The organism is Pseudomonas sp. S2_C11, from assembly GCF_054668395.1.
Genome location: NZ_CP162765.1, coordinates 1,838,859 through 1,863,307, shown reverse-complemented (window position 1 = coordinate 1,863,307; position 24,449 = coordinate 1,838,859). Strand labels below are relative to the sequence as shown.

Sequence of the window (24,449 nt, the reverse complement as noted above, 5' to 3'; positions counted from 1 at the left end):
ATCGAGGAATCGCGAATCTTATTGGGTTATGCAACGCGTAGTGGTGATGTGGCGCGTCACCTGCCCATCCACATACACATCCCCGGCAACCTCAGTATTTTCCAGCACCTCACACCGACGTTCCGGCGGTGGCGGCGGCGCGACAGGCGCAGGGGGTGGAGGACTGGCACAACCGGCCAACAGCACAGCAAGAAAAGCCAACGGCAATACGCGTTTCCCAGGATTATTCATAGGACGACCCGCGGTAAAGAGAGACAAACTCCCGCAACCCAACCGGCCGCGGAAGACCTGACCACTCATTCTTTATAGCTGAGCGCCTTGTTAGCGCCAGTGGATTGGGGAGATTGGCTAGTTCGGGCTGTCGGTTTTGCGCAGATTTTCCAGCAGAAGCCTGGATTGGGATTATGGTCGTCGGCGAGGGCCTCATCGCGAGCAGGCTCACTCCTACAGTTTTGATCGAGTGAGTTCAGTAACAACCAGGTCGGCTGTCAGGCCGCCTTCGCGAGCAGGCTCGCTCCCACAGAAAATCAAAATCAAAATCAAAAGATCGCAGCCTTCGGCAGCTCCTACACACGATGAGCGTTAGCTCGAGTACCGCTTTTGATCTTGATCTTGGAGCCCGTCGGCAGGCTGAGTGGAGGGATTGATCCGGGCGTGGGAGCGCAGCGACCGTACGACGCAGTCGTACACAGCGAGTGTAGGTGCAGCGAAGCAAACCGGAGCCGCTGCGCCAGGATCGATCCCGGAGCGAAGGAACCCCGAGCCTAAGCGAGCGGGCCGAACGTCAGGGCGAAGACCTTTTGGTTCCTTTTGGGGCGTTTGCCAAAAGGGACTCGCCGTAAGGGCGAAACCGCCAGCCGCAACACCCAAAAAAACGGATATACACCCAAAATCCCCAGAGCATGGCCGGCCCAAAGGCCGCCAAGACCAAAGCGCGCTTAAGCCAAATCCGGATCCCGCGAAGAACGCAAGGAATTGCTCTCAAGCTCATACCTCAACTCATCCACCAACGCCTCAACCGCCCCAGGCGTACGCAGCGAAGCCAGATCCAGCCCGCTGATCACCAGATCCACCTGCCCCGAATCCCGGTGATACAACTTGACCGTCAGCGAATGATCACCATCCACCGAACACTCACAAGCCAGCGGCGCAAAACTGTGCTCGAGCCGAGCGCGCAACTGCGCAAGATTCATCATTGACGTTGTTCCTATGACTGTTTCAAAAGGGGCACGATCGCAGGCCCGAAATGGCCCACACCGCACCCCACCAGCCTAAGAACACAACGCCTTGGCCAATACATGAATTTGCACCCTTGTAACTAGTGCATTTGCACCCCTCAGCGCTGGCCCTTGGTGCCCCACTCTCCCGAAAACAAACCGCGCTCGCGAGCCCAGACGATCGCCTCGCTGCGGCTATGCACATCAATTTTCGAGTACACGGTGGCCACATGATTGCGCACGGTATTGGGCGCCAGTTTCAACCGCGCGGCGATCTCCTTGTCCGCCAGACCTTCACAGATCAAACCCAGCACATCACGCTCACGGGCCGTCAGGTCGGTGAACGAGGCGCTGGGCAGCTGCGGCGAGTTGATTTTCTTCACGTTGGCCAGCTTCTCGATCAGCGTTCGGCTGAACCACGACGCATCCTTCATCACCTCTTCAATCGCCGCGACCAGCTCAAGCTCAGTGCGCTTGCGCTCGGTCATGTCCATCAACACCAGCAGATAGCAGGACGTATCATGGATATTGACCGTGTCAGCCGAGACCGCACACTCCAGCAACTCCTCGTCCTTCTTGCGCACGGGCACGTCGACCCGATCGACCCGACCGTTCTTCGCCAGCGCCGACAGCAGGCGCGTGCGCGCGCTGTCATCGTGGATGAAGCTCAGCTGCGTCACGGTTTTGCCGAGTACATCATCGCTGTCATAGGCCAGGGTATCGAGGAACGCCTGATTGACATCGATGACCTCCTGCTTGTCAGCGGTGCAGATCAAAATCGGTACCGGCGTCAGACGAAAAGCCTTGGCAAAGCGCTCCTCGCTCTGACGCAAGGCCACTTCGACCCGGCGCCGAGGCTCCATGTCGACGAAGGAGAACAGCATGCAATTCTCGTCATTGAGCAGCAGCGGCTGACCGGCAACGATCACCTGTTTACTGCCACCGTCGGGAAGGCGCAACTCCGCCTGCATTTGCGGAATGGTCGCGACATCGCGCAAACGCTGAACAGCCAGATCGCGCTGATCCGCCTGCTCGAAGATATCGATTTCGTAAGCCGAAGTGCCGATCACCTGATCGCGGGTATAGCCGGTCATTTCCAGAAAGCCCGGGTTGACCTTGATGTAGCGCAAATCGCTGAGACGACAGATCACTGCCGGCGCGGGGTTGGCGTTGAAGGTTTTTTCGAAACGCTGCTCGGCGTTGGCCCAGTCGGTAACGTCGCTCATGATCAGCACCAGCGACTCGGGCTGGCCGACGCGGTCGGTCAGCACCATGCTGCGCACGCTGTGCACCCAGACCCGCTCCGGGTCGTCCACGGACGAGACTTCGATCAGCACATCATTGAACGCCTCGCAGCGCGCAACGCGGCTGATCGGGTAGTTGTCCGGCGGCAAGACATGATTGTTGCGATAGCGCAGCGTAAAGCGTTTGGCGTACTCGTCGGCGTTGCTGCCCAGATCACCGATGGTGCTGACACCGTGCATGGTCAGCGCCGCTTCGTTGGCCCAGAGAATGCTTTTGTCGAGTTCCAGCAGAATCACCCCGTCCGACAGCCCGGCGATGATCTGCTGCAACTGGCGACGGTTGGTTTCGGTGGTCAGGACTTCCTGGCTCATTGGATCTCCACACTGTGATGCGGCTAGGTGAAGAGTACGACCGCAGCGGCTCGGGATCGTGCCACAGCCTCAAAATCGCCAGAAATCCCCTGTGGGAGCGAGCCTGCTCGCAAAAGCGCAGTGTCAGATAGGCCATTCGGTGACTGACCCGGCGCATTCGCGAGCAGGCTCGCTTCCACATGTTTACTGGGTGTGTTTACCTTAGGCGGCACGCTCGCTGGCCGCCACCATCGCCGAAGCCGCGAGCATCGCCCTTAGCAACACCGCGCACCCCGCCGCCAGATCATCCGGCGCTGCATTTTCGATTTCGTTGTGGCTGATCCCGCCCTCGCATGGCACGAAAATCATTCCCGCCGGGCCGAGCTCGGCGAGGAAAATCGCGTCATGCCCGGCGCCACTGACGATGTCCATGTGCGACAGACCCAGCCCTTTCGCAGCACCGCGCACCGCTTCCACGCAGCCTTTTTCGAAGTACAGCGGCGGGAAGTCGGCGGTCGGGGTCAGTTCGTAGGTAAGGCCGTGCTCTTCGCAGGTCGCCTCGATCACTTGTTTCACTTCGGCAATCATCGAATCCAGCCGCGCCGGCTCCAGGTGGCGAAAATCCAGAGTCATGCGCACTTCGCCGGGAATCACGTTGCGCGAGCCGGGATAGGCTTGCAGGCAGCCGACCGTGCCACAGGCGTGGGGCTGATGGCCGAGGGCGGCGCGGTTGACGGCGCCGACGATCACCGAGGCACCGACCAGGGCGTCCTTGCGCAGGTGCATCGGCGTCGGGCCGGCGTGGGCTTCGACGCCGCGCAATTTCAGGTCGAACCACTTCTGCCCGAGCGCGCCGAGTACCACGCCGATGGTTTTCTCTTCGTCCTCGAGAATCGGGCCTTGTTCGATGTGCGCTTCGAAATACGCGCCAACCGCGTGCCCGCTGACCTGGCGCGGACCGGCATAGCCGATCGCATTCAGTGCTTCGCCGACCGTGACGCCGTCGGCATCGACCTTGGCGAGGGTTTCTTCGAGGGTGAATTTCTCGGCGAAGACCCCTGAGCCCATCATGCACGGGGCGAAGCGTGAGCCCTCTTCGTTGGTCCAGACCACCACTTCCAGCGGCGCTTCGGTTTCCACGCCGAGGTCGTTGAGGGTGCGCAGCACTTCGACGCCGGCGAGCACGCCGAAGCAGCCGTCGAACTTGCCGCCGGTGGGCTGGGTGTCGATGTGGCTGCCGGTCATCACTGGCGGCAGGCTCGGGTTGCGCCCGGCGCGCCGGGCGAAAATGTTGCCGACGGCATCGACCGTGACGTTGCAACCGGCGTCCTTGCACCACTGCACGAACAGGTCGCGCGCCTGGCGGTCGAGGTCGGTCAGGGCCAGGCGACAGACGCCGCCCTTGACCGTGGCGCCGAGTTTCGCCAGTTCCATGAGCGAGGCCCAGAGGCGATCACGGTTGATGTGCTGATGGGTGGATTGCAGAACGTCTACGGCTGCGTTCATGGGGATCTCCTCAATGCTGATGCCGATAGTGCCCATGCTCTGCGTGGGCATTCATCCATGGACGCTCTGCGTCCGCTGTTGGGACGCGGAGCGTCCCGGGCTGCATTCCCACGCAGAGCGTGGGAACGATCAGTTTCGGCGGTGTATGGAGCATCGCCTTCGCGAGCAGGCTCGCTCCCACAGTGAGAATGCATTTCCAATGTGGGAGCGAGCCTGCTCGCGAAAAGGCCCTTGCTCACACCGCTGTTTTCACGGCAGAAGGCTGCGCCCGCATCACGCACAACCCGTAATAAATCACCCCGCCCAACGCCGAGCCGGTGAACCAGCCATAGCTGTAGAACCAGCTGAACGCGTCGCTGCCCAGCGACAGCAGAGTCAGCGCCACCGGCACGCCAAAGGCGAGAAAACCGGCCCAGTTCCACGCCGGATACACGTCATCGCGGTACAGCCCGGCGAGGTCCAGTCGCTGTTTCTTGATCAGGAAATAATCCACCACCATGATCCCGGCGATCGGCCCGAGCAGGCTTGAGTAGCCCAGCAGCCAGTTCGAATACACGGTTTCCAGGCTGATGTCGGAAACGATCAGGCCAAGCTTTTTCAGCAGTTCATGGCCCATCAGCACCAGCCCGACCAGACCGGTGAGCAACACCGCTTTGGTGCGGTTGATCACCTTCGGCGCGATGTTCTGAAAGTCATTGGTCGGCGAGACGATATTGGCGGCGGTGTTGGTCGACAGTGTGGCAACGATGATCAGCGCCATGGCCACCGCCACCCACACCGGGCTCTGGATATGGCCGATCAGCGTGACCGGGTCGGACACGGTGACGCCGACCAGTTTCACCGATGCGGCGGTCATCACCACGCCCAGCGCAGCGAAGAGAAACATGGTCAGCGGCAGACCGAAAATCTGCCCGAGGATCTGATCCTTCTGGCTCTTGGCGTAGCGACTGAAGTCGGGAATGTTCAGCGACAGCGTGGCCCAGAAGCCGACCATTGCCGTCAGCCCTGCCGCGAAGTAACTGACCACGCTGGCGCCTTCCGGACGCTTGGGCGGGATCGCCAGCAATTCAGTCATCGACACATTGGGCATCGCCCACACCAGCAGGCCAATGCCCACCGCCACCAACAACGGCGCCGACAAGGTTTCCAGCCATTTGATCGACTCGGCGCCGCGAATCACCACCCACAGATTCAGCGCCCAGAACACCATGAAACCGATGACCTCGCCGGTTCCGCCGAGGGATTTCCAGCCCTCGAACACCGAGCCGAGGAACAGGTGAATCGCCAGTCCGCCGAACATGGTCTGGATGCCGAACCAGCCACACGCCACCAAAGCGCGGATCAGGCACGGCACGTTGGAGCCGAGAATGCCGAACGACGAACGCAGCAGCACCGGAAACGGAATGCCGTACTTGGTGCCGGGGAAAGCATTGAGGGTCAGTGGAATCAACACGATGACGTTGGCAAACAGAATCGCCAACAGCGCTTCGCCGACGCTCAAGCCGAAATAAGCGGTGAGCACGCCGCCGAGGGTGTAGGTCGGTACACAAATCGACATCCCGACCCACAGCGCGGTGATGTGCCATTTGTTCCAGGTGCGTTCGCGCACCTTGGTCGGTGCCATGTCGTGGTTGTAGCGGGGACTGTCGAGGACATCACTGCCCGCTTCGAGCTCGTACAAGCCGTCGCGCTCGGTCACTTGTGATCTGGTCTGTTGCATGGCCGCTCCACTGTTCTTCTGATTATTTTTTGCTCATCAGGCGGCTGGCGCATACGACGCCAGCCGGACGATGGCCGGAGGAACTGACAACTTTCATGCACCGGCCATGGTGTCAGCGGCGGCATCAATAAACGTGCCGGTTCTCGCGCTTAACGCTTGGGCGGTGCACTGGATGCTTTGCAACTTTCTGATATTTATCAGTTTTAATTGAATATTCGATGAGTCCGGGAAAACTTGTCTGAACGCTCAGGCTAAACGTCGGGCAAGTTGTCCGAAGTGTCAGGACTCAAACTGGTGCACTGCATTTATTTTTGTCGGTGAACTAGCAACCGCAGCACAACTTCAAGCGGCTGATTTCACATAGAAAATCTTGCTCATATTTCCATCCTGTCAAGTGCGTCAAAATGGTGAGCGCCCTACCCATTTTGGTGATTTCTCGTTTTTATCTATATTTATCAATAGCTTGAAACAGCTATAAGCTTATAAAAAATATTCTTGATCATTCTTGAAATCGCGACTAGTTTCTATTCCTGACAGCGATGACAGGAATACGAACTGCGCCGCTGTACTTCAATAAAACATCTAGAACCGGCACAAGTCGGTCATGCCTGCGAGGAATCCGGAATGTCTCTGTTGATCCGTGGCGCCACCGTTGTTACCCATGATGAAAGTTACCGCGCCGACGTCTATTGCGCTGACGGCGTGATCAAAGCCATTGGTGAAAACCTCGACATTCCCGCCGGCGCCGAAGTGCTCGACGGCAGTGGCCAATACCTGATGCCCGGCGGCATCGATCCGCATACGCATATGCAACTGCCGTTCATGGGCACCGTTGCCAGTGAGGACTTCTACAGCGGCACTGCAGCCGGTCTGGCCGGCGGCACTACCTCGATCATTGACTTCGTCATTCCCAATCCGCAGCAATCGCTGATGGAGGCGTTTCATCAGTGGCGCGGCTGGGCACAAAGGTCTGCGTCGGACTATGGCTTCCACGTCGCAATCACCTGGTGGAGCGAGCAGGTGCGCGAGGAAATGGCCGAGCTGGTCAGCCACCACGGCATCAACAGCTTCAAGCACTTCATGGCCTACAAGAACGCGATCATGGCCGCCGACGATACCTTGGTGGCGAGTTTCGAGCGCTGTCTGGAACTCGGTGCGGTGCCGACCGTGCACGCGGAAAATGGCGAGCTGGTCTATCACCTGCAACGCAAGCTGATGGCTCAGGGCATTACCGGGCCGGAAGCGCATCCGCTGTCGCGACCTTCGCAGGTCGAAGGTGAAGCCGCGAGCCGGGCGATCCGTATCGCCGAAACCATCGGCACGCCGTTGTACCTGGTGCACGTTTCCACCAAGGAAGCCCTCGACGAAATCACCTACGCACGCAGCAAGGGCCAGCCGGTTTACGGCGAGGTGCTGGCCGGGCACTTGCTGCTCGACGACAGCGTCTATCAACACCCGGACTGGCAGACCGCTGCCGGCTACGTGATGAGCCCGCCGTTTCGTCCGCGCGGCCATCAGGAGGCGCTGTGGCACGGGCTGCAGAACGGCAATCTGCACACCACCGCCACCGACCACTGCTGTTTCTGCGCCGAGCAGAAAGCTGCCGGACGCGACGACTTCAGCAAGATTCCCAACGGCACCGCCGGCATCGAAGACCGCATGGCAGTGTTGTGGGATGAAGCCGTCAACTCCGGGCGATTGTCGATGCAGGATTTCGTCGCGCTGACCTCCACCAACACCGCGAAGATATTCAATATCTATCCACGCAAAGGCGCGATCCGCGTTGGCGCCGATGCCGATCTGGTGCTGTGGGATCCGCAAGGCACACGGACCATTTCCGCCAAGACCCACCATCAGCAGGTGGACTTCAACATCTTCGAAGGCAAGACCGTGCGCGGCGTGCCGAGCCACACCGTCAGCCAGGGCCGCGTGGTCTGGGCCGACGGCGACCTGCGCGCCGAACGCGGCGCCGGACGCTACATCGAACGGCCGGCCTATCCGGCGGTGTTTGATTTGTTGAGCAAGCGGGCGGAGTTGCATAAACCGACTGCCGTTAAACGCTGACCCCTAGTGATCGTTCCCATGCTCTGCGTGGGAATGCAGCCCGGGACGCTCTGCGTCCCATTGGAACGCAGAGCGTCCCTTGAGGCATTCCCACGCAGAGCGTGGGAACGATCAACCACTGCCCACCAGAGGCAGCACCTCAATTAGCCATGAGGCCATGAACCGTGATCGAGACCCTGAACCACCTCCCCCACCCGCACGAAAGCGCGGCCGCTCTCGCCGGCCATTTCACTGATCTGGCGCCGCCGCTCAATGCCCGGCAGGCGCATCTGGAAGCCTCGCGCTGCCTGTATTGCTACGACGCGCCTTGCGTCAATGCATGCCCCAGCGAAATCGACATTCCGTCGTTCATCCGCAATATCCATCAGGACAACGTACAGGGCGCGGCGCAAAAGATCCTTTCGGCAAACATCCTCGGCGGCAGTTGCGCGCGGGTCTGTCCAACGGAAATCCTCTGCCAGCAGGCCTGCGTGCGCAACAACGCGCAGGAATGCGCACCGGTGCTGATTGGTCTGCTGCAACGCTATGCCGTAGACAACGCGCATTTCGCCGAACACCCGTTCCAGCGCGCCCCGGCCACGGGCAAACGGATCGCCGTGGTCGGCGCCGGGCCGGCCGGGTTGTCTTGCGCTCATCGCAGCGCAATGCACGGGCATGACGTGGTGATTTTCGAAGCACGGGAAAAGGCCGGCGGGCTCAACGAATACGGCATCGCCAAGTACAAACTGGTCGACGATTACGCGCAGAAGGAGCTGGACTTTCTCCTGCAGATTGGCGGGATAGAAATCCGCCACGGCCAGAAACTCGGTGTAAATCTTACTCTCAGCGAACTGCATCAACAGTTCGACGCGGTATTCCTCGGCCTCGGCCTGAATGCCAGCAAGCAACTCGGTCTGGCCCACGAAGACGCGCCGGGCCTGCTCGCCGCCACCGATTACATCCGCGAACTGCGCCAGGCCGATGACCTCACGCAGTTGCCCTTGGCCGAACGCTGCATCGTTCTCGGCGCCGGCAACACCGCGATCGACATGGCCGTGCAGATGACCCGCCTCGGCGCGCGCGACGTCAATCTGGTGTATCGCCGTGGTGCGGCAGACATGGGCGCAACCCACCATGAGCAGGACATCGCCAAAGCCAATCAGGTGCGGTTGATGACCTGGGCGCAGCCGGAGCAAGTGTTGCTCGATGATCAGGGCCGCGTGCGCGGCATGCGTTTCGCCCGCACCGATCTGGTTGACGGGCGTCTGCAAACCACCGGAGAAACCTTTGAGCTGGCTGCCGATGCGATCTTCAAAGCGATCGGCCAGAGCTTCGATGACAGCGCCCTCAGTGATCCGTTGGCGCGCGAACTCAAGCGTCAGGGCGAACGCATCGCGGTCGATGAACACCTGCGCACCAGCGTCCCCGGCGTGTATGCCGGCGGCGACTGCACCAGCCTCGATCAGGACCTCACCGTGCAAGCAGTGCAGCACGGCAAACGCGCCGCCGAGGCGATCAACGCTCAACTGATGCTCAACGTGGAGGCTGCGTAAATGGCCGATCTCTCGATAGTCTTCGCCGGTATCAAAGCGCCCAACCCGTTCTGGCTGGCTTCCGCGCCGCCCACCGACAAGGCCTACAACGTGGTCCGCGCGTTCGAAGCGGGCTGGGGTGGCGTGGTCTGGAAAACCCTGGGTGAGGATCCGGCGGCGGTCAACGTTTCCTCGCGTTATTCGGCGCATTACGGTGCCAATCGCGAAGTGCTGGGCATCAACAACATCGAACTGATCACCGACCGCTCGCTGGAAATCAACCTGCGCGAAATCACCCAGGTGAAGAAGGACTGGCCGGATCGCGCGCTGATCGTGTCGCTGATGGTGCCGTGTGTCGAGGAGTCGTGGAAACACATTCTGCCGCTGGTCGAAGCCACCGGCGCCGACGGCATCGAACTCAACTTCGGCTGCCCCCACGGCATGCCCGAACGCGGCATGGGCGCGGCGGTCGGCCAAGTGCCGGAGTATGTCGAACAGGTGACGCGCTGGTGCAAGACATACTGCTCGCTGCCGGTGATCGTCAAACTCACCCCGAACATCACCGACATCCGCGTCGCTGCCCGTGCGGCGCATCGTGGTGGCGCCGATGCGGTGTCGCTGATCAACACGATCAACTCGATCACCAGCGTCGACCTGGACCATATGGTCGCCCTGCCCACCGTCGGCAGCAAAAGCACCCACGGCGGTTATTGCGGTTCGGCGGTCAAGCCGATTGCGCTGAACATGGTCGCGGAAATCGCCCGTGATCCGCAGACCCAGGGCTTGCCGATCTGCGGCATCGGCGGCATCGGCAGCTGGCGCGACGCGGCGGAGTTCATGGCGCTGGGCAGCGGCGCGGTGCAGGTGTGCACGGCGGCGATGCTGCATGGTTTCCGCATTGTCGAAGAGATGAAGGACGGCTTGTCGCGGTGGATGGACAGCCAGGGCTACGCCAATATCGCCGAGTTTTCCGGGCGCGCCGTGGGCAACACCACGGATTGGAAGTACCTCGATATCAACTACCAGGTGATCGCGAAGATCGACCAAGAGGCGTGCATCGGTTGCGGGCGTTGCCACATTGCTTGCGAAGACACGTCACACCAGGCGATCGGCAGTTTGAAACAGGCCGACGGTACGCATAAATATGAAGTGATCGATGAGGAATGTGTGGGCTGCAATCTGTGCCAGATCACCTGCCCCGTGGCCGACTGCATCGAGATGGTGCCGATGGAAACGGGCAAGCCGTTTCTGGACTGGAATCATGATCCGCGCAACCCCTACCACGTTGCAGTCTGAAAAAACCCCTCACCCTAGCCCTCTCCCAAAGGGAGAGGGGACTGATTGGGGGATGCTGACAAACTTCGCCGACCTGAAAGAGTTGTTGTGAATCCATAATCGACACGGTCTTTCAGGTCGATGTACCTCTCAATACACCTCGGTCGGCCCCCTCTCCCTCTGGGAGAGGGCTGGGGTGAGGGTAAGCCCTTGATGGTGCTCTTCAAGGCTCCAGCCCGATCCCGCGCAAAATCACACCTGTCACGGTCTGCACCGCACGCTCGAACTGCATATCCGACAACGGCTGGTGATCATTGAGAATGTTCACCTGATGATCAAAGTCGGCGTAGTGCTGGGTCGACGCCCAGATCATGTACAGCAAACCCGACGGCTCCACCGGCAGGATCCGCTTGTCCTCGACCCACTGGCGAATCTTCGCCTCCTTCATCTTCGCCCAGTCATACAGGCTCGCATCCAGCGCTTCGCCCAGGGTCGGCGCGCCGTGGATGATCTCGTTGGCCCAGACTTTCGAGCCATAGGGCCGGCTGCGCGAATGATTCATCTTGGCGCGGATGTAACTGCTCAGCACCACGCGCGGGTCATCGAACATCTCGAAGCACAGCGCGTCCTGCTTCCACACTTCCAGCAGATCGAACAGCACTGCGCTGTACAGCTCGCTCTTGGTGCTGAAGTAGTAATGCAGATTGGAACGCGGCAACTGCACTTCGGCAGCGATGTCCGCCATGGCGGTGCTGCCGAAGCCTTTTTCGGCGAAAACCTTTTCCGCCGCCAGCAGGATTTTCTCGACGTTACTGCGGCGAATCTCGATCTTGTGATTGCCCATGTGGGCTCCCTGACAACAGCGTTGCGCAAGACTAGCATCCGCTCTGATCCGGGCGCGACCGCCGCCAACAAAACTTCACAGGTGCAGGCGCTATGGCACAGCGCTCACACCGATAGGCGTTGGTTCACTCACGCCCAAATTGCCTTCGACCTGCCCGGCCATGTGCAACGTGCCGGCCATCACGCCCGTGGTCGGATTTTGCAGCAGCTTCTGCCAGGCCTTGTCGAAGGTGTTGCCGAGGCTGCTGCGAATCAGCGCTTCACTGTCAGGGCGGTCGTTGGCCTGGATGATTGCGCGTATGCCGGCCACGCCGACCGAAATCATCGCCCCGGCGAGTTTACCCGCCGCTGCCGCCACCGCACTGGCGGCGCCGCGCGGGGCCATTTCGGCTTCGATGCGCTGGCTGGCGCGCTTGGCCACCGGGGCCATGGCCGCGTCGATGGAGGAAATGCCCTTGGCGCCGCCGTCGGTGTGGATCTTGTCGATCAGTGCGGCGTACGCCGGGAGGGTGTTGAGCGGCTCGGTGCTGATGACTTTGAACAGCGAAGCATCCCGCGCCGGCGGCGGGCCGAGGGCGATGGCCGGGATCTTCCGCAAGCGGCCGTTGAGCTGCGCAATCGGCACACCGTGACGCTGGGCGATGAGCGGCATCTGCTGCGCCATCAACTGCGCGTAGAACGCCGTGGCCTGCGCCAGGATCGCATCCGGATCGATCTCCACTGCGACCGGCGCGAGGACTTTTTCCTGATATTGCTCAAGCAGATACGCCGCCAGCCGTTTCGCCGAAGCATCCTGCTCACCGCCGGCGCTGATCGTGTACCAACTGACCTTCATCGACAGCCATTCCTGGGTCCAGTAGCTGCTGAACCAGGGAATGAAATTTTCTTCAGTTTGCTGATAGACCCGAGTGCGCCAATGTTCCATCGAGCCACGGGCGAACAGCTTGACCTGCTCGGTGGCCTGTTGCGATGCGCTGAGGATCTCGCGGTCGATCTGCTGCCAGGTTTGCGCCGACACCACCACCGCCTGCGGCGCACTCACTGGCGCCCGGGCCGAAGTGGCGCAGCCGGCCAGCAGAAACAGTGCGGCAACGACCAGCGCGCGCGTGTTCACGGTGGCGGTGTCCTTTGGCTTGGGGAGGTGCTGGTTTGAGTATAGGCAGGTCAGTCGATTTCGATGCTGAAGGTTCCGGCCTCTTCGCGAGCAGGCTCGCTCCCACATTTGAAATGTGTTGCACCTGTGGGAGCGAGCCTGCTCGCGAAGGCGCCATCAGCAGCACCGCAAACCTCAACCATCACCACCATCGATATCCACCATCGCCACGATTGCCTTCCGCCCTCCCATGATGAAAGGCACGATTGACTCATCCGAAACACAACGAGGCGTTCACATCATGATCCACACCCAAGTCACCCTCTCCGTGAGTTTCCCGGTGTTCGGCAGCAACTACTACCAACAGCACGTCGTGCCGCGCAAGGCGCAGACACTGGTGTTCAACGAAGATTTCGACGATCTGCTGATGCCCGCCGCCAGCAATCATTTCAGCAATGAAGTGGTCGGCCTCAACGATCAGTTCCGTTTTCTGAGCGACATACTCGCCACCCATCTGCTCGATCACGAGGCCCCGGTGCCTGCGCGATCCCGCGTCCAGGCGAACGCTCGTTTTTTCAACTGAAGGCTGATGCACAGAGGGCGTTCCTTTAACGGGAACGCCCTCTGCTTTCAATCAGTCATCATCGCGATCACGGTGATAACGACGGCCATCGCGGCGGTCGTCATCGCGGTCGTCCCAACGCCGGTCATGGTCGTAATAGCGGCCGTGGTCGCGGTCGTAGTGCCGGCCATGCCGGTGGTCATCATCAAAATCCGCAATACAGCCGCTCAGCAATACGGCGGCGGTCACAGTGAGCAGCATCGTTGTCGCTTGCTTCATTCAACACTTCCCTAAAACCCAAGGTCTTGACGACGGAAATCGCCACGCTGCCCGCGTCTTCGGGACGCAGTGCGCGCAGCCGCAGATACGACCGGGCAAAAGCACGTTGATTCAGTGGCCACTATCGACCGTTGGTCGGCCCGTTCGCCATGCCCGAACGGCGGCGGAATGCCACCTATACTGCTTGCAACCAACCCCCATGCAATGGATCTGCGCCCTCAATAACAATAAGCAGAGGTGGACCATGGTCTGGCAGCAAATCTACGACCCGTTCGGCAACCCGGTGCTCTCCACGCTGATGGCCGCAGTGCCGGTGGTGGTGATGCTCGCGGCGCTGGCGTTCTTTCACGTCAAGGCGCATCTGGCGGCGCTGTTGGCGCTGGCGTCGGCCCTGCTGATCTCGATTTTCGCCTTCGACATGCCAGCGCGCATGGCCGGTTCGGCGGCGCTGTTCGGCGCGGCGAATGGCTTACTGCCGATTGGCTGGATTGTGCTCAACATCATTTTTCTGCATCGCCTGACCACCGAGAACGGTTCGTTCAAAGTGCTGCAGGATTCCCTCGCGCGCATCACCGATGACCGACGTTTGCAGTTGCTGCTGATCGCCTTCTGTTTCGGTGCGTTCTTCGAAGGCGCGGCAGGCTTTGGCACGCCGGTGGCGGTGACCGGTGCGATTCTGATCGGCCTGGGTTTTTCGCCATTGGCCGCATCGGGTCTGGCGCTCATCGCCAATACCGCGCCCGTCGCTTTCGGTGCACTGGGCACACCGATCATCACCTTGGCCAAAGTCACCGGGCTGGACGAGATGGAGCTGTCGATGATGGTCGGGCGGCAGTTGCCGTTCTTCTCGGTGCTGGTGCCGTTCTGGTTGATCTGGGCCTTTGCCGGGTGGCGCAAGATGCTCGAGGTGTGGCCGGCGATTCTGGTGGCCGGGGTGAGTTTCGCCATCCCGCAATTTCTCGTGTCCAACTACCACGGGCCGATGCTGGTGGACGTCATCGCTGCGCTGATTTCCATGGCCTGTCTGACGCTGTTCCTCAAGGTGTGGAAACCGGCGACCATCCACACCTCGGCGGCGCTGTCCGGGCGCGTCGACAACTCCAAGGTCGACGAAGAAACAGTCACCGCCAGCGCCGCGTTCAGCGATCAGGCGCGTCCGGCAGTGATGCGTGCGTGGATGCCGTGGATCATCCTCACGGTGTTCGTGTTTGCCTGGGGCACCCAGGGTTTCAAGAACATGTTCGATACGCGCCCGGTGATCGACCCGGTCACGCAATCGGCCAAGCTCGACCCGCAAGGCAAACCGGTGCGCGAGGCCAATCCGATCTTCGCCCCGGCGGTGACCTTCACCGGTCTGCATCTGCAAATAGAAAAAGTGCCGCCCGTGGTCGCGGCGCCGAAAGCCGAGGAAGCGATTTACAAGTTCACTTGGCTGACCGCGACCGGCAGCGGGATCTTGCTGGCGGCGATCGTTGGCGGCTTGCTGATGGGTTATTCGATCCCGCAATTGATCAAGCAGTACCTGCGCACATTGTGGGTGGTGCGGTTTTCGCTGATCACGATTGCGGCGATGCTCGCGCTGGGCTTCCTCACCCGCTATTCGGGACTGGATGCGACCATGGGCCTGGCGTTTGCGGCGACGGGGATTTTCTACCCGATGTTCGGCACGCTGCTCGGCTGGCTGGGGGTGGCGCTGACTGGTTCCGATACCGCGTCAAACGTGCTGTTTGGCGGCTTGCAACGGGTCACCTCGGAACAGCTGGGTATCAGTCCGGTGCTGATGGCGGCAGCGAACAGTTCCGGTGGGGTGATGGGCAAAATGGTCGACGCGCAGTCGATCGTCGTCGCCTCCACCGCGACCCGTTGGTATGGGCATGAGGGCGAGATCCTGCGTTACGTGTTCTTCCACTCGATCGTGCTGGCGATCCTGGTCGGCGGGCTGGTGACGTTGCAGGCGTATGTCGCACCGTTTACCTCGATGGTGGTGGGTGGGCATTAGATTCAGAGTGAACGCGTCGGCCTCATCGCTGGCAAGCCAGCTCCCACAGATTTTGATGTTGTGAATGCAATTGGATTAACAACTCGGAACCCTGTGGGAGCTGGCTTGCCAGCGATAGCGGTGTGTCAGTCGAATCAGTATTAACTGACACACCGCTATCGCGAGCAGGCTCACTTCTACAGGGTTTTTGTGTGATCTGCAGATTGATGAGCTGCGCACATAACTCTTTAGCGCAAATCCGACAAAACCTTTTCCCTCCCGCTGCGGTCACTCCTTTTACGAGACTGGCATGCATGCCGGCGCGCCCGTTTGGGCCTTTTGCAATCCTGCCGCCCGATGAGAGAAAAGGAATCGAACCATGCCGATTTCCCGACGCAATTTCATGATCCTCGGCGCCGTAACCGCGACGGCGTTCGCTATGCCCCCCTTTATCAGCCTCAAGGCCTACGCGGCCAGTCTGGAGCAACCGGCCATGAGTCAAGTTACCCTGCAAGTCAACGGTAAACCGCAAACCCTCGAAGTAGACACCCGCACCACCCTGCTCGACGCCTTGCGCGAACACCTGCACCTGACCGGCACCAAGAAAGGCTGCGACCACGGCCAGTGCGGCGCCTGCACGGTGATCGCCGACGGTCGGCGGATCAACTCCTGTCTGACCCTGGCGGTGATGCACGACGGCAGTGAGGTGACCACCATCGAAGGCCTCGGCATGCCGGACAAGCTGCACCCGATGCAGGCCGCGTTCATCAAGCACGACGGTTATCAGTGTGGCTACTGCACGCCGGGGCAGATCTGCTCGGCGGTCGCTGTGCTCAAAGAGATCCGCGATGGCATTCCCAGCCACGTCAGCCCGAGCCTGACCGAGCCGCCGAAACTGATCGCCGCCGAACTGCAGGAGCGCATGAGCGGCAATATCTGCCGTTGCGGCGCTTACTCGAACATCATCGAAGCCATCACTGAAGTTGCGGAGGTGCCGGCATGAGAGCCTTCAATTACAGCCGCGCCGACTCACCTGCCGCAGCCGCTTCCCAGGCTGCGCACGTCGAAGGCGCCAAGTTCATCGCCGGCGGCACCAACCTGCTTGACCTGATGAAACTCGACATCGAAACCCCAGTCCACCTGATCGACATCAACCACCTCGGCCTGGACCAGATCGAAGCCACACCCGAAGGCGGACTGCGCATCGGCGCGCTGGTGCGCAACACCGATCTGGCCGCCGACGCGCGCGTGCGCAAGGACTACGCCCTGCTCTCCCGCGCCTTGCTCGCCGGGGCTTCCGGGCAGCTGCGCAACATGGCGACCACCGCCGGCAACCTGCTGCAACGCACCCGCTGCCCGTACTTTTACGACACCCACCAGGCCTGCAACAAACGCAACCCCGGCAGTGGCTGCGCGGCGATCGGTGGCGTGACTCGGCAACTCGGAATCATCGGCGTCAGCGACGCTTGCATCGCCACCCACCCGAGCGACATGGCCATCGCCATGCGCGCACTCGATGCGCAGATCGAAACGGTCAAGCCTGACGGCAGCACGCGCAGCATTCCCATGGCGGATTTCCACCAATTGCCGGGCAATACGCCGCACATCGAAACCAGTCTCACGCCCGGTGAATTCATTACCGCCGTGACCCTGCCGGCACCGGTCGGCGGCACGCACATTTATCACAAGGTCCGCGATCGCTCGTCTTACGCGTTTGCCCTTGTTTCAGTCGGTCTGATCCTGCAAAAGGACGGCACCGGCCGCGTGGCCGTCGGCGGCGTTGCGCCGAAACCGTGGCGGGTCGAAGCCGCTGAAGCGCTGTTGCCCAAGGGCGCCAAAGCAGTCAGCGAACGCCTGCTTGAGGGCGCGACACCCACCGATGACAACCAATTCAAACTGACACTGGTCGAGCGCACGCTGGCTTCGGTGTTGGCGCAAGCGAGGGAAACCGCATGAAATTCGACACGCCCGCCACCACCAATCCCATCGACCGCCTGAAGGTCGTCGGCCAGCCCACCGAGCGCATCGAAGGCCCGTTGAAAACCAGCGGCCAGGCCACTTACGCTTACGAGCAACATGAGGCGGCAGCCAATCAGGCCTACGGTTTCATGGTCGATTCGGCGATCGCCAAAGGCCGGATCAAAGCCATTCATCTCGACGAGGCCAAAGCCGCACCCGGCGTACTCGCAATCGTCACTGCCGAGAACGCCGGCAAGCTCGATAAAGGTGATTACAACGCCGCGCATCTGCTCGCCGGTCCCGAAGTGCAGCACTACCAGCAAGCCGTTGCATTGGTGGTTGCCGAAACCTTCGAACAGGCCCGCGCCGCCGCGCAACTGGTCAGGGTCGATTACGAGACCAGCGAAGGCAAGTTCGATCTGGCCAGCGTCAAAGACCTCGGCGTCGAGCCGAAAGACGAGCTGCCGGACGTCAATCACGGCGACTTCGACAAGGCCTTCACCGCCGCGCCGGTGCAGTTCGATCAGACCTACACCACGCCAGACCAGTCCCACGCGATGATGGAACCGCACGCCACACTGGCCGCGTGGAAAGGCGATCAGCTGACCGTGTGGACGTCGAACCAGATGGTCGCCTGGAGTGTCGGTGACATTGCGAAAACCCTCGGCCTGCCGAAGGAAAAAGTCCGATTGGTCTCGCCGTACATCGGCGGTGGTTTCGGCGGCAAACTGTTCATCCGCGCCGACGTGATTCTCGCCGCTCTCGGCGCGCGCATGGCGGGGCGGCCGGTGAAAGTCGCCCTCGCCCGCCCGCAAATGGCCAATAACACCACCCATCGCCCGGCTACGATTCAGCGCATCCGCATGGGCGCAACGGCGGACGGCAAGCTGACCGCCATCGCCCATGAGGGCTGGTCAGGCAACCTCGCTGACGGCAAGGTCGAACTGGCCGCGCAACCGAGCCAGTTGCTCTACGCCGCAGAAAACCGCCGCGTCAGCATGCGCCTCGCCCCGCTCGACCTGCCCGAAGGCAATGCCATGCGCGCGCCGGGTGAAGCGCCGGGGCTGATGGTGCTGGAAATTGCCATGGACGAAATGGCCGAACAGCTGAAGATGGACCCGGTGCTGTTCCGCATCGCTAACGACACTCAAGTCGACCCGGTGAAAACCGAGCGGCCGTTCTCCCAGCGTCAACTGGTCAAATGCCTGCAGATCGGCGCGGAGAAATTCGGCTGGGATCAGCGCAAGGCGCAACCGGGCAGCCGTCGTGAAGGCCGTTGGCTGATCGGCATGGGCGTGGCGGCGGCGTTTCGCAACAACCTGCTGGTCAAGTCCGGAGCCCGTGTGCGCCTGGAGCGTGACGGCAAAGTCGTCGTCGAAACCGACATGACCGATATCGGCACCGGCAGCTACACGATCATCGCGCAGACCGCTGCCGAGATGATGGGCGTTGGTCTCGATGATGTGGTGGTGCGTCTGGGTGATTCGAACTTCCCGGTTTCGGCTGGTTCTGGCGGTCAGTTCGGTGGGAACTGCTCGACCTCTGGCGTCTATGCCGCCTGTGTGAAACTGCGTGAAGCGGTGGCGCAGAAGCTGGGACTGGCGGCGGATCAGGCGGAGTTCGCCGATGGTCAGGTGCGCGTCGGCAGCAAGAGCCTGCCGCTGCGCAACGCGGCTGAAGGCGGCGCACTGGTCGGCGAGGACAGCATCGAGTTCGGTGATCTGGCCGAGAAGTATCAGCAATCGACCTTCGGCGCGCATTTCGTCGAAGTCGCCGTCGATGCTGCCACTGGCGAAGTTCGCGTACGGCGCATGTTGGCGGTGTGCGCTGCGGGGCGGATCCTCAACCCGACGTCGGCGCGCAGTCAGGTCATCGGCGCGATGACCATGGGCGTCGGCGCGGCATTGATGGAAGAGCTGGCGGTGGACAAGCGTCTGGGCTTTTTCGTCAACCATGACCTCGCCGGGTATGAGGTGCCGGTGCACGCCGACATACCGCATCAGGAAGTGATCTTCCTCGAAGAAACCGACCCGATTTCATCGCCGATGAAGGCCAAAGGCGTGGGTGAATTGGGGATTTGCGGCGTGAGTGCGGCGGTGGCGAATGCAATCTACAACGCCACCGGCGCGAGGGTGCGGGAGTATCCGATTACGCTGGACAAGATTCTTGATTCGTTGCCGGAGATGATCTGAAGCGAAAAGCCCCTCACCCTAGCCCTCTCCCAAAGGGAGAGGGGACCGATCCGGGTATATTCAGGATGTGCAGCGACGTGAAAGTCTTTCTGTGTATCCATAATCGCAACGGCAAGTTCAGGTCGATGCACATCGCAAGACACCTCGGTCGGCTCCCACTCCCCCGGGAGACGCCTGGGGTGAGTCGCATGCTGTTAGCGCACCTGCATGGGGTGCCAGGGGTCGAGTGGATTCACCACCACGCTTGCAGAATGCCGAACGTCTCGAGCATCCCCCAATCGGCTCCCTCTCCCTCGGGAGAGGGCTGGGGTGAGGGGCGCGGTTTCACTCGGTCTTTGGATATTGCTCATCACTGACCTGCTCCATCCAGTCCACCACCTTGCCATCCAGCACTTCGGCAATCGCGATATGACTCATCGCCGTCGTCGGTGCCGCTCCGTGCCAGTGCTTGGCGCCCGGGGCAATCCACACGGTATCGCCCGGGCGGATTTCACGAACCGGCTGGCCCCACTCCTGCACGAAGCCTGCCCCCGAGGTGACGATCAATGTCTGCCCCAGCGGATGGGTATGCCATGCAGTGCGCGCGCCCGGCTCGAACGTCACGGTCGCGCCGCTGATCCGCGCCTCATCGGTGCCTTTGAACGGCGCATCCACCCGCACCGTGCCGGTAAACCAGTCAGCCGGGCCTTTGGCCGACGGTTGCGAGCCATTCGGTGTGACCGTGACACGGGGATTTTCGGTGGCCTGCACCTCACCAGCCAGCAGCGAGAGCGTCAGTGCAGAAGCAGCAATCGGGTTCATGGCATTTCCTCCAATAAATGATGCAACCACTGTAGCGATCCGCACTCTTTGGATAATCAACTAGAATCGGAAAAAACTTATGCAGGACAATCATCAATGCTTCGGGAAAATGCCACCGACCTGCTCGCCTTTCTCGCCGTCGCCCGTGAACGCAGTTTCACCAAGGCTGCGGCCAAACTCGGCGTGTCGCAATCGGCGCTCAGCCACACCATTCGCAGCCTCGAGGCGCGACTCGGCCTGCGCCTGCTGACCCGCACCACGCGCAGCGTGTCGCCGACCGAGGCCGGCGAACACTTGCTGCAAACCATCGGCCCGCGCTTCGATGAAATCGAAGGGGAACTGGCCGCCCTGAGCAACCTGCGTGAAACCCCGGCGGGCAAGATCCGCATCAGCGCCACCGACCATTCGCTGAACTGGATCCTGCGTCCGGTGTTGCAGGATTTCCTGCCGCAGTACCCGGATGTGTCCGTCGAGGTTTGCTGTGACTATGGCTTCGTCGACATCGCCGGCCAGGGCTTCGATGCCGGTGTGCGCCTGGGCGAAGACGTCGCCCAAGGCATGATCGCCACCCGTATCGGTCCGGACATGCGCATGGCCGTGGTCGGCTCCCCCGCCTACTTCGCCCGGCGCCCTGCGCCGCAAACCCCGCGCGACCTGACCGACCACGCCTGCAACAACCTGCGCCTGCCAACCAATGGCGGGCTGTATTCGTGGGAGTTCGAAAAGGACGGTGAAAGTCTGAAGGTGCGCGTTGCCGGGCAGGTCATCCTGAATGGCGTGTACCCATTGCTCGACGCCGCGCTGGACGGATTCGGTCTGAGCTACATCCCGGAAAACGTCGTCGCGCCGTTTCTGGCGGACGGTAGCCTGGTCCAGGTGCTGGGAGACTGGTGCCCGACATTTTCCGGTTATCACCTGTACTACCCGAGCCGACGCCAGGCAGCGCCGGCGTTTGCGTTGTTGCTGGAGGCGTTGCGCTATCGCAGTTGACCCGGCTCAGCCCAGCAACGCAATCAACTGATGCCGCTGCGCATCGGTCAGCATCGGCCCAAAACCGGCTCCTGCGTTGTCAGCCATGTAGCGCGGATTACTGGTCCCGGGAATCACACAGGTCACCGCCGGATGCGCCAGGAGAAATTTCAGTGCCAGCTGCGGCCAGCTGTTGACCTGTACATCCGAGACCCAGGCCGGCAGCGGCTTGCCCTTGAGCCGGGCGAGCAAATCACCGCCGCCAAACGGCCGATTACAAATCACCGCGACCCCATGCTCGCGGCACAGCGGCAGGATGCGTTTCTCGACCGCACGATCATCCAGAGCGTAGTTGATCTGCAGAAAATCCAGCTTTTCGGCTTTCAGCACGGCCTCGACCTCGTCATAGGCCGACGAGGTGTAATGGGTGATGCCGATGTAGCGAATCCGCCCCTGCTCCTGCCATTCGCGCAGGGTCGGAAAATGGGTTTGCCAGTCGAGCAGGTTGTGAATCTGCATCAGGTCGATGCGCTCGGTTTGCAGCAGTCTGAACGACTGCTCCATCTGCGCGATGCCTTCATCGAGCCCGCGCGTCCACACCTTGGTGGCGAGAAACGCCGGCGAGCGTGGTTCGTGAATCGACAGCAGTTCACCGGTGGTCTGCTCGGCGCGGCCGTACATCGGCGAGCTGTCGATCAGCGTGCCGCCCTTCCTGAACAGCGCTTCGAGGACGGCGGGCAATTGCCGGTAAACCGGATCGCCAGGCGCGACGTCGAAACCGCGATAGGTGCCCAACCCGACCATGGGCAGTGCCTCGGAGCTGGAAGGGATGGCGCGGGTCTGCATGGTCTGGTCTCCTGCCGTGGGCAGCACAGTTTCGGTCGGCGCCACGCTGCCGGCCAACGCCCGATCAATGGTGAGCAGCGCCGCAGCTTGGGCAGCCAGCGTGAGCAAGCGGCGACGTGAGTAACCCTCAGTGTGGCGCATGCGAGTCCTCCTGTTGCGCGGATCTGTTGCACGGTGTGTGCGCCGGCTGTCAGGCGCAGTCGCTGAACTACACTGCCACAGCCAACCTTTCTCCCCGTTAAAAGTAGCCGAATGTCCCGAACCCTGATGTCACTCGTCGTTTTCATTGTTGCCGTGTACCTGGTGCTGTGCGCCGCGCTGTTCGTGTTTCAGCGCTCGCTGATCTGGTTTCCCCAGCCTGCCGCCGTGGTTGCAGCGGACTCGCGAATGAAACTGCCGATGCCGGATGCCGAGGTCTGGGTGACAACCCGAGAGCGCAGCGGATCGCGCGCACTGATTTATTTCGGCGGCAATGCCGAGGACGTATCGCGAAATCTGCCGGAATTCGCCGAGGCGTTTCCCGACTACGCGCTGTATTTCCTGCACTATCGGGGCTTTGGTGGCAGCACCGGCTCGCCATCGGAAGCCGCGATTGCCGAAGATGCGCTGGCGCTGTTCGATCAGGTCTATGCCAGCCACCCGCAGATTGCTGTCATCGGACGCAGCCTCGGTTCGGGGGTGGCGGTGCGCCTGGCCAGTCAGCGGCCGGTGCAGAATCTGATCCTGGTGACGCCGTTCAACAGCCTTGAGGAAATCGCCGAACGGCAATACCCGTGGGTGCCGGTGAAGTGGTTGCTCAAGGATCGTTTCGAATCAGGCAAATACGCGGCGCATATTCGCGCACCGACGTTGCTCTTGGCGGCCAGTGATGACGAAGTGATTGGGCGCAGCAGTACGCAGCGGCTGTTCGAGCGTTTTCCTGCGGGCGTGGCGACGCTGAAGGTGGTGCCGGACTCGGGGCATAACTCGATTTCCGAGCGCGAGCAATATTTGCAGTGGATTGTGGATGTGTTGAATCGCTGAAGGATGTAGCGATCAGACGGACGCCATCGCGAGCAGGCTCACTCCTACAGGGGGAACGCATTTCAAATGTAGGAGTGAGCCTGCTCGCGATGACGCCGGTACAGACAACACCATTTCCAGCTACTGTCCAAAGCTAAGGCTGACTGCCGCTCCGGGCATTTTCATCGCCAGAGGTGGCCGAGCGCGGCGTGACGTGCTGATGCCCGGTCGGGTCGTTGAGCTGGATGACATTACCCTTCTGCCACGCATCAGCCCCCGTTGCGACAGGCGCCGGTTTGATCCCGGCGCGAGCGTTCTTCTTCTCGGCACTGTCGATGCCCAGACGCTGATCGCGCTGGCGGACCATTTGCGCATCGGCCTGACCGTCAGCCGTAAAGCCCATCATCAACTGCGGCACGCCCAGCGGCAGTTGCTTGTCCTGATCGGTGTGCCAGGTGTGCCAAGTCTTGCCGTAAGTATTGGCGAGTTTTTCCATCAGGCGCTTTTCCGCCACTTGCGGGATGCCCGGCGCGACCAACTGGCCGGAAGTCACTTCGTGGGCATGGCTGTGCCACAAGGCTTTTTCTTTTGCCGGCGATTGCGTAAACAGGCGCTGACTGATGATGTATTCCACGCCCATCAACTTCGCTTCAGCCGTGTTGCCGTCGTAGATCACGCACTGGAACACTTCCTCATTGAGCGCCGAGCAGTAATGGTGCGCTTCCATCTGCGCGCCGGGATGACCGTTGTAAAAATGAAAGCCATCAAGGTACATGTTCAACGCGCGGATCGGCGGTTTGTCCTGCAACCACTGCGCGCCGACTTCGAGCATTTCAGTATCGGAGGCCTTGGCCTGACCCGGTGTCTGCACCGGTGACTCGGTGTTGCTCATCGCGCAGCCAGTCAGCGCGGCGACCATCAAACCAATGGGAACCCAACGTCCCTGCGAGGTTGTCGTACGCATGTTTCACTCCTCGAACTTCAGTAACGGGCGCATGCTGGCCCTGTTCTGCAACTGAAAGCAGGAGAACGGCGGA

At 61.2% G+C, this 24,449-nt stretch carries 20 protein-coding genes; 10 read left to right on the top strand and 10 right to left on the bottom strand.

Annotation, left to right across the window (positions count from 1 at the left end):
- Positions 1-938: 938 nt before the first annotated feature.
- The 4 genes from AB4N48_RS08605 to AB4N48_RS08590 form a co-directional block, all read right to left on the bottom strand.
- Positions 939-1,196, bottom strand: a complete 258-nt coding sequence (locus AB4N48_RS08605) for a DUF1652 domain-containing protein (RefSeq protein ID WP_024013284.1) — start codon at positions 1,194-1,196, stop codon at positions 939-941.
- Between the two features lie 140 nt (positions 1,197-1,336).
- Positions 1,337-2,833, bottom strand: coding sequence for a helix-turn-helix transcriptional regulator (locus AB4N48_RS08600; protein ID WP_122602771.1), 1,497 nt, complete (start codon positions 2,831-2,833; stop codon positions 1,337-1,339).
- A gap of 201 nt (positions 2,834-3,034) precedes the next feature.
- Positions 3,035-4,318 carry a Zn-dependent hydrolase gene (locus AB4N48_RS08595; protein ID WP_460095164.1) on the bottom strand — a complete coding sequence of 428 codons (1,284 nt, stop codon included), beginning with the start codon at positions 4,316-4,318 and terminating at the stop codon, positions 3,035-3,037.
- Between the two features lie 235 nt (positions 4,319-4,553).
- Entirely contained in the window at positions 4,554-6,038 is a 1,485-nt protein-coding gene (locus AB4N48_RS08590; protein WP_122602775.1) for an NCS1 family nucleobase:cation symporter-1, read from the bottom strand.
- A gap of 624 nt (positions 6,039-6,662) precedes the next feature.
- On the opposite strand from AB4N48_RS08590, the gene hydA reads away from it, so the two are divergent.
- From hydA to preA, 3 genes are all read left to right on the top strand, one after another.
- The gene (hydA, locus tag AB4N48_RS08585; RefSeq protein WP_460095163.1) at positions 6,663-8,102 is read left to right on the top strand and encodes a dihydropyrimidinase; all 1,440 of its coding nucleotides are present in this window, start codon (positions 6,663-6,665) and stop codon (positions 8,100-8,102) included.
- Positions 8,103-8,266: 164 nt separating this feature from the next.
- Complete coding sequence (locus AB4N48_RS08580) at positions 8,267-9,634, top strand: NAD(P)-dependent oxidoreductase (protein WP_460095162.1); 1,368 nt, start codon at positions 8,267-8,269, stop codon at positions 9,632-9,634.
- Entirely contained in the window at positions 9,635-10,909 is a 1,275-nt protein-coding gene (preA, locus tag AB4N48_RS08575; RefSeq protein WP_076563397.1) for an NAD-dependent dihydropyrimidine dehydrogenase subunit PreA, read from the top strand.
- 202 nt (positions 10,910-11,111) lie between these two features.
- Here the strand turns inward: preA and AB4N48_RS08570 are convergent, their stop codons facing one another.
- Both AB4N48_RS08570 and AB4N48_RS08565 read right to left on the bottom strand, forming a co-directional pair.
- A complete protein-coding gene (locus AB4N48_RS08570; RefSeq protein ID WP_024013291.1) occupies positions 11,112-11,732 on the bottom strand; it encodes a TetR/AcrR family transcriptional regulator in 621 nt (206 codons plus the stop codon).
- Positions 11,733-11,822: 90 nt separating this feature from the next.
- Positions 11,823-12,845 carry a hypothetical protein gene (locus tag AB4N48_RS08565; protein ID WP_460061794.1) on the bottom strand — a complete coding sequence of 341 codons (1,023 nt, stop codon included), beginning with the start codon at positions 12,843-12,845 and terminating at the stop codon, positions 11,823-11,825.
- A 280-nt stretch (positions 12,846-13,125) separates the two neighbouring features.
- Between AB4N48_RS08565 and AB4N48_RS08560 the strand changes: the two genes are divergently transcribed.
- Positions 13,126-13,407: a hypothetical protein gene (locus AB4N48_RS08560; protein ID WP_236168640.1), complete on the top strand. Its 282-nt coding sequence runs from the start codon at positions 13,126-13,128 to the stop codon at positions 13,405-13,407.
- A 51-nt stretch (positions 13,408-13,458) separates the two neighbouring features.
- On the opposite strand, the gene AB4N48_RS08555 is transcribed toward AB4N48_RS08560, so the two are convergent.
- A complete protein-coding gene (locus AB4N48_RS08555; protein ID WP_016775135.1) occupies positions 13,459-13,665 on the bottom strand; it encodes a hypothetical protein in 207 nt (68 codons plus the stop codon).
- 244 nt (positions 13,666-13,909) lie between these two features.
- Here AB4N48_RS08555 and AB4N48_RS08550 point away from each other — a divergent pair, with 244 nt between their 5' ends.
- The 4 genes from AB4N48_RS08550 (at position 13,910) to paoC (ending at position 19,794) form a co-directional block, all read left to right on the top strand.
- Positions 13,910-15,664, top strand: a complete 1,755-nt coding sequence (locus AB4N48_RS08550) for an L-lactate permease (protein ID WP_252878448.1) — start codon at positions 13,910-13,912, stop codon at positions 15,662-15,664.
- Positions 15,665-16,022: 358 nt separating this feature from the next.
- Positions 16,023-16,646 carry an aldehyde dehydrogenase iron-sulfur subunit PaoA gene (gene paoA / locus AB4N48_RS08545; protein ID WP_041480864.1) on the top strand — a complete coding sequence of 208 codons (624 nt, stop codon included), beginning with the start codon at positions 16,023-16,025 and terminating at the stop codon, positions 16,644-16,646.
- The gene (locus AB4N48_RS08540; protein WP_400554652.1) at positions 16,643-17,599 is read left to right on the top strand and encodes an FAD binding domain-containing protein; all 957 of its coding nucleotides are present in this window, start codon (positions 16,643-16,645) and stop codon (positions 17,597-17,599) included. Before paoA ends, AB4N48_RS08540 begins: the two co-directional genes overlap by 4 nt.
- Positions 17,596-19,794 (top strand): aldehyde oxidoreductase molybdenum-binding subunit PaoC, encoded by a 2,199-nt coding sequence (gene paoC / locus AB4N48_RS08535; RefSeq protein ID WP_460095161.1) that lies wholly within the window; start codon positions 17,596-17,598, stop codon positions 19,792-19,794. Before AB4N48_RS08540 ends, paoC begins: the two co-directional genes overlap by 4 nt.
- Before the next feature lie 324 nt (positions 19,795-20,118).
- Here the strand turns inward: paoC and AB4N48_RS08530 are convergent, their stop codons facing one another.
- The gene (locus AB4N48_RS08530) at positions 20,119-20,595 is read right to left on the bottom strand and encodes a (R)-mandelonitrile lyase (RefSeq protein ID WP_263219373.1); all 477 of its coding nucleotides are present in this window, start codon (positions 20,593-20,595) and stop codon (positions 20,119-20,121) included.
- Between the two features lie 96 nt (positions 20,596-20,691).
- Here AB4N48_RS08530 and AB4N48_RS08525 point away from each other — a divergent pair, with 96 nt between their 5' ends.
- Positions 20,692-21,585, top strand: a complete 894-nt coding sequence (locus AB4N48_RS08525; protein WP_460095159.1) for a LysR family transcriptional regulator — start codon at positions 20,692-20,694, stop codon at positions 21,583-21,585.
- 6 nt (positions 21,586-21,591) lie between these two features.
- Here the strand turns inward: AB4N48_RS08525 and AB4N48_RS08520 are convergent, their stop codons facing one another.
- Positions 21,592-22,551, bottom strand: coding sequence for an aldo/keto reductase (locus AB4N48_RS08520; RefSeq protein WP_460095158.1), 960 nt, complete (start codon positions 22,549-22,551; stop codon positions 21,592-21,594).
- A 111-nt stretch (positions 22,552-22,662) separates the two neighbouring features.
- Here AB4N48_RS08520 and AB4N48_RS08515 point away from each other — a divergent pair, with 111 nt between their 5' ends.
- Positions 22,663-23,433 (top strand): alpha/beta hydrolase, encoded by a 771-nt coding sequence (locus AB4N48_RS08515; protein ID WP_460095157.1) that lies wholly within the window; start codon positions 22,663-22,665, stop codon positions 23,431-23,433.
- A gap of 133 nt (positions 23,434-23,566) precedes the next feature.
- Here AB4N48_RS08515 and AB4N48_RS08510 read toward each other — a convergent pair whose 3' ends face one another.
- Positions 23,567-24,376 carry an OBAP family protein gene (locus AB4N48_RS08510; RefSeq protein ID WP_460095156.1) on the bottom strand — a complete coding sequence of 270 codons (810 nt, stop codon included), beginning with the start codon at positions 24,374-24,376 and terminating at the stop codon, positions 23,567-23,569.
- Positions 24,377-24,449 lie beyond the last annotated feature (73 nt).

Bases quoted from the DNA above. Each gene is read 5' to 3' on its own strand.
- AB4N48_RS08605 (WP_024013284.1), bottom strand. From the start codon at position 1,196: ATGATGAATCTTGCGCAGTTGCGCGCTCGGCTCGAGCACAGTTTTGCG.
- AB4N48_RS08600 (WP_122602771.1), bottom strand. From the start codon at position 2,833: ATGAGCCAGGAAGTCCTGACCACCGAAACCAACCGTCGCCAGTTGCAG.
- AB4N48_RS08595 (WP_460095164.1), bottom strand. From the start codon at position 4,318: ATGAACGCAGCCGTAGACGTTCTGCAATCCACCCATCAGCACATCAAC.
- AB4N48_RS08590 (WP_122602775.1), bottom strand. From the start codon at position 6,038: ATGCAACAGACCAGATCACAAGTGACCGAGCGCGACGGCTTGTACGAG.
- hydA (WP_460095163.1), top strand. From the start codon at position 6,663: ATGTCTCTGTTGATCCGTGGCGCCACCGTTGTTACCCATGATGAAAGT.
- preA (WP_076563397.1), top strand. From the start codon at position 9,635: ATGGCCGATCTCTCGATAGTCTTCGCCGGTATCAAAGCGCCCAACCCG.
- AB4N48_RS08570 (WP_024013291.1), bottom strand. From the start codon at position 11,732: ATGGGCAATCACAAGATCGAGATTCGCCGCAGTAACGTCGAGAAAATC.
- AB4N48_RS08560 (WP_236168640.1), top strand. From the start codon at position 13,126: ATGATCCACACCCAAGTCACCCTCTCCGTGAGTTTCCCGGTGTTCGGC.
- AB4N48_RS08555 (WP_016775135.1), bottom strand. From the start codon at position 13,665: ATGAAGCAAGCGACAACGATGCTGCTCACTGTGACCGCCGCCGTATTG.
- AB4N48_RS08550 (WP_252878448.1), top strand. From the start codon at position 13,910: ATGGTCTGGCAGCAAATCTACGACCCGTTCGGCAACCCGGTGCTCTCC.
- paoA (WP_041480864.1), top strand. From the start codon at position 16,023: ATGCCGATTTCCCGACGCAATTTCATGATCCTCGGCGCCGTAACCGCG.
- AB4N48_RS08540 (WP_400554652.1), top strand. From the start codon at position 16,643: ATGAGAGCCTTCAATTACAGCCGCGCCGACTCACCTGCCGCAGCCGCT.
- paoC (WP_460095161.1), top strand. From the start codon at position 17,596: ATGAAATTCGACACGCCCGCCACCACCAATCCCATCGACCGCCTGAAG.
- AB4N48_RS08530 (WP_263219373.1), bottom strand. From the start codon at position 20,595: ATGAACCCGATTGCTGCTTCTGCACTGACGCTCTCGCTGCTGGCTGGT.
- AB4N48_RS08525 (WP_460095159.1), top strand. From the start codon at position 20,692: ATGCTTCGGGAAAATGCCACCGACCTGCTCGCCTTTCTCGCCGTCGCC.
- AB4N48_RS08520 (WP_460095158.1), bottom strand. From the start codon at position 22,551: ATGCGCCACACTGAGGGTTACTCACGTCGCCGCTTGCTCACGCTGGCT.
- AB4N48_RS08515 (WP_460095157.1), top strand. From the start codon at position 22,663: ATGTCCCGAACCCTGATGTCACTCGTCGTTTTCATTGTTGCCGTGTAC.
- AB4N48_RS08510 (WP_460095156.1), bottom strand. From the start codon at position 24,376: ATGCGTACGACAACCTCGCAGGGACGTTGGGTTCCCATTGGTTTGATG.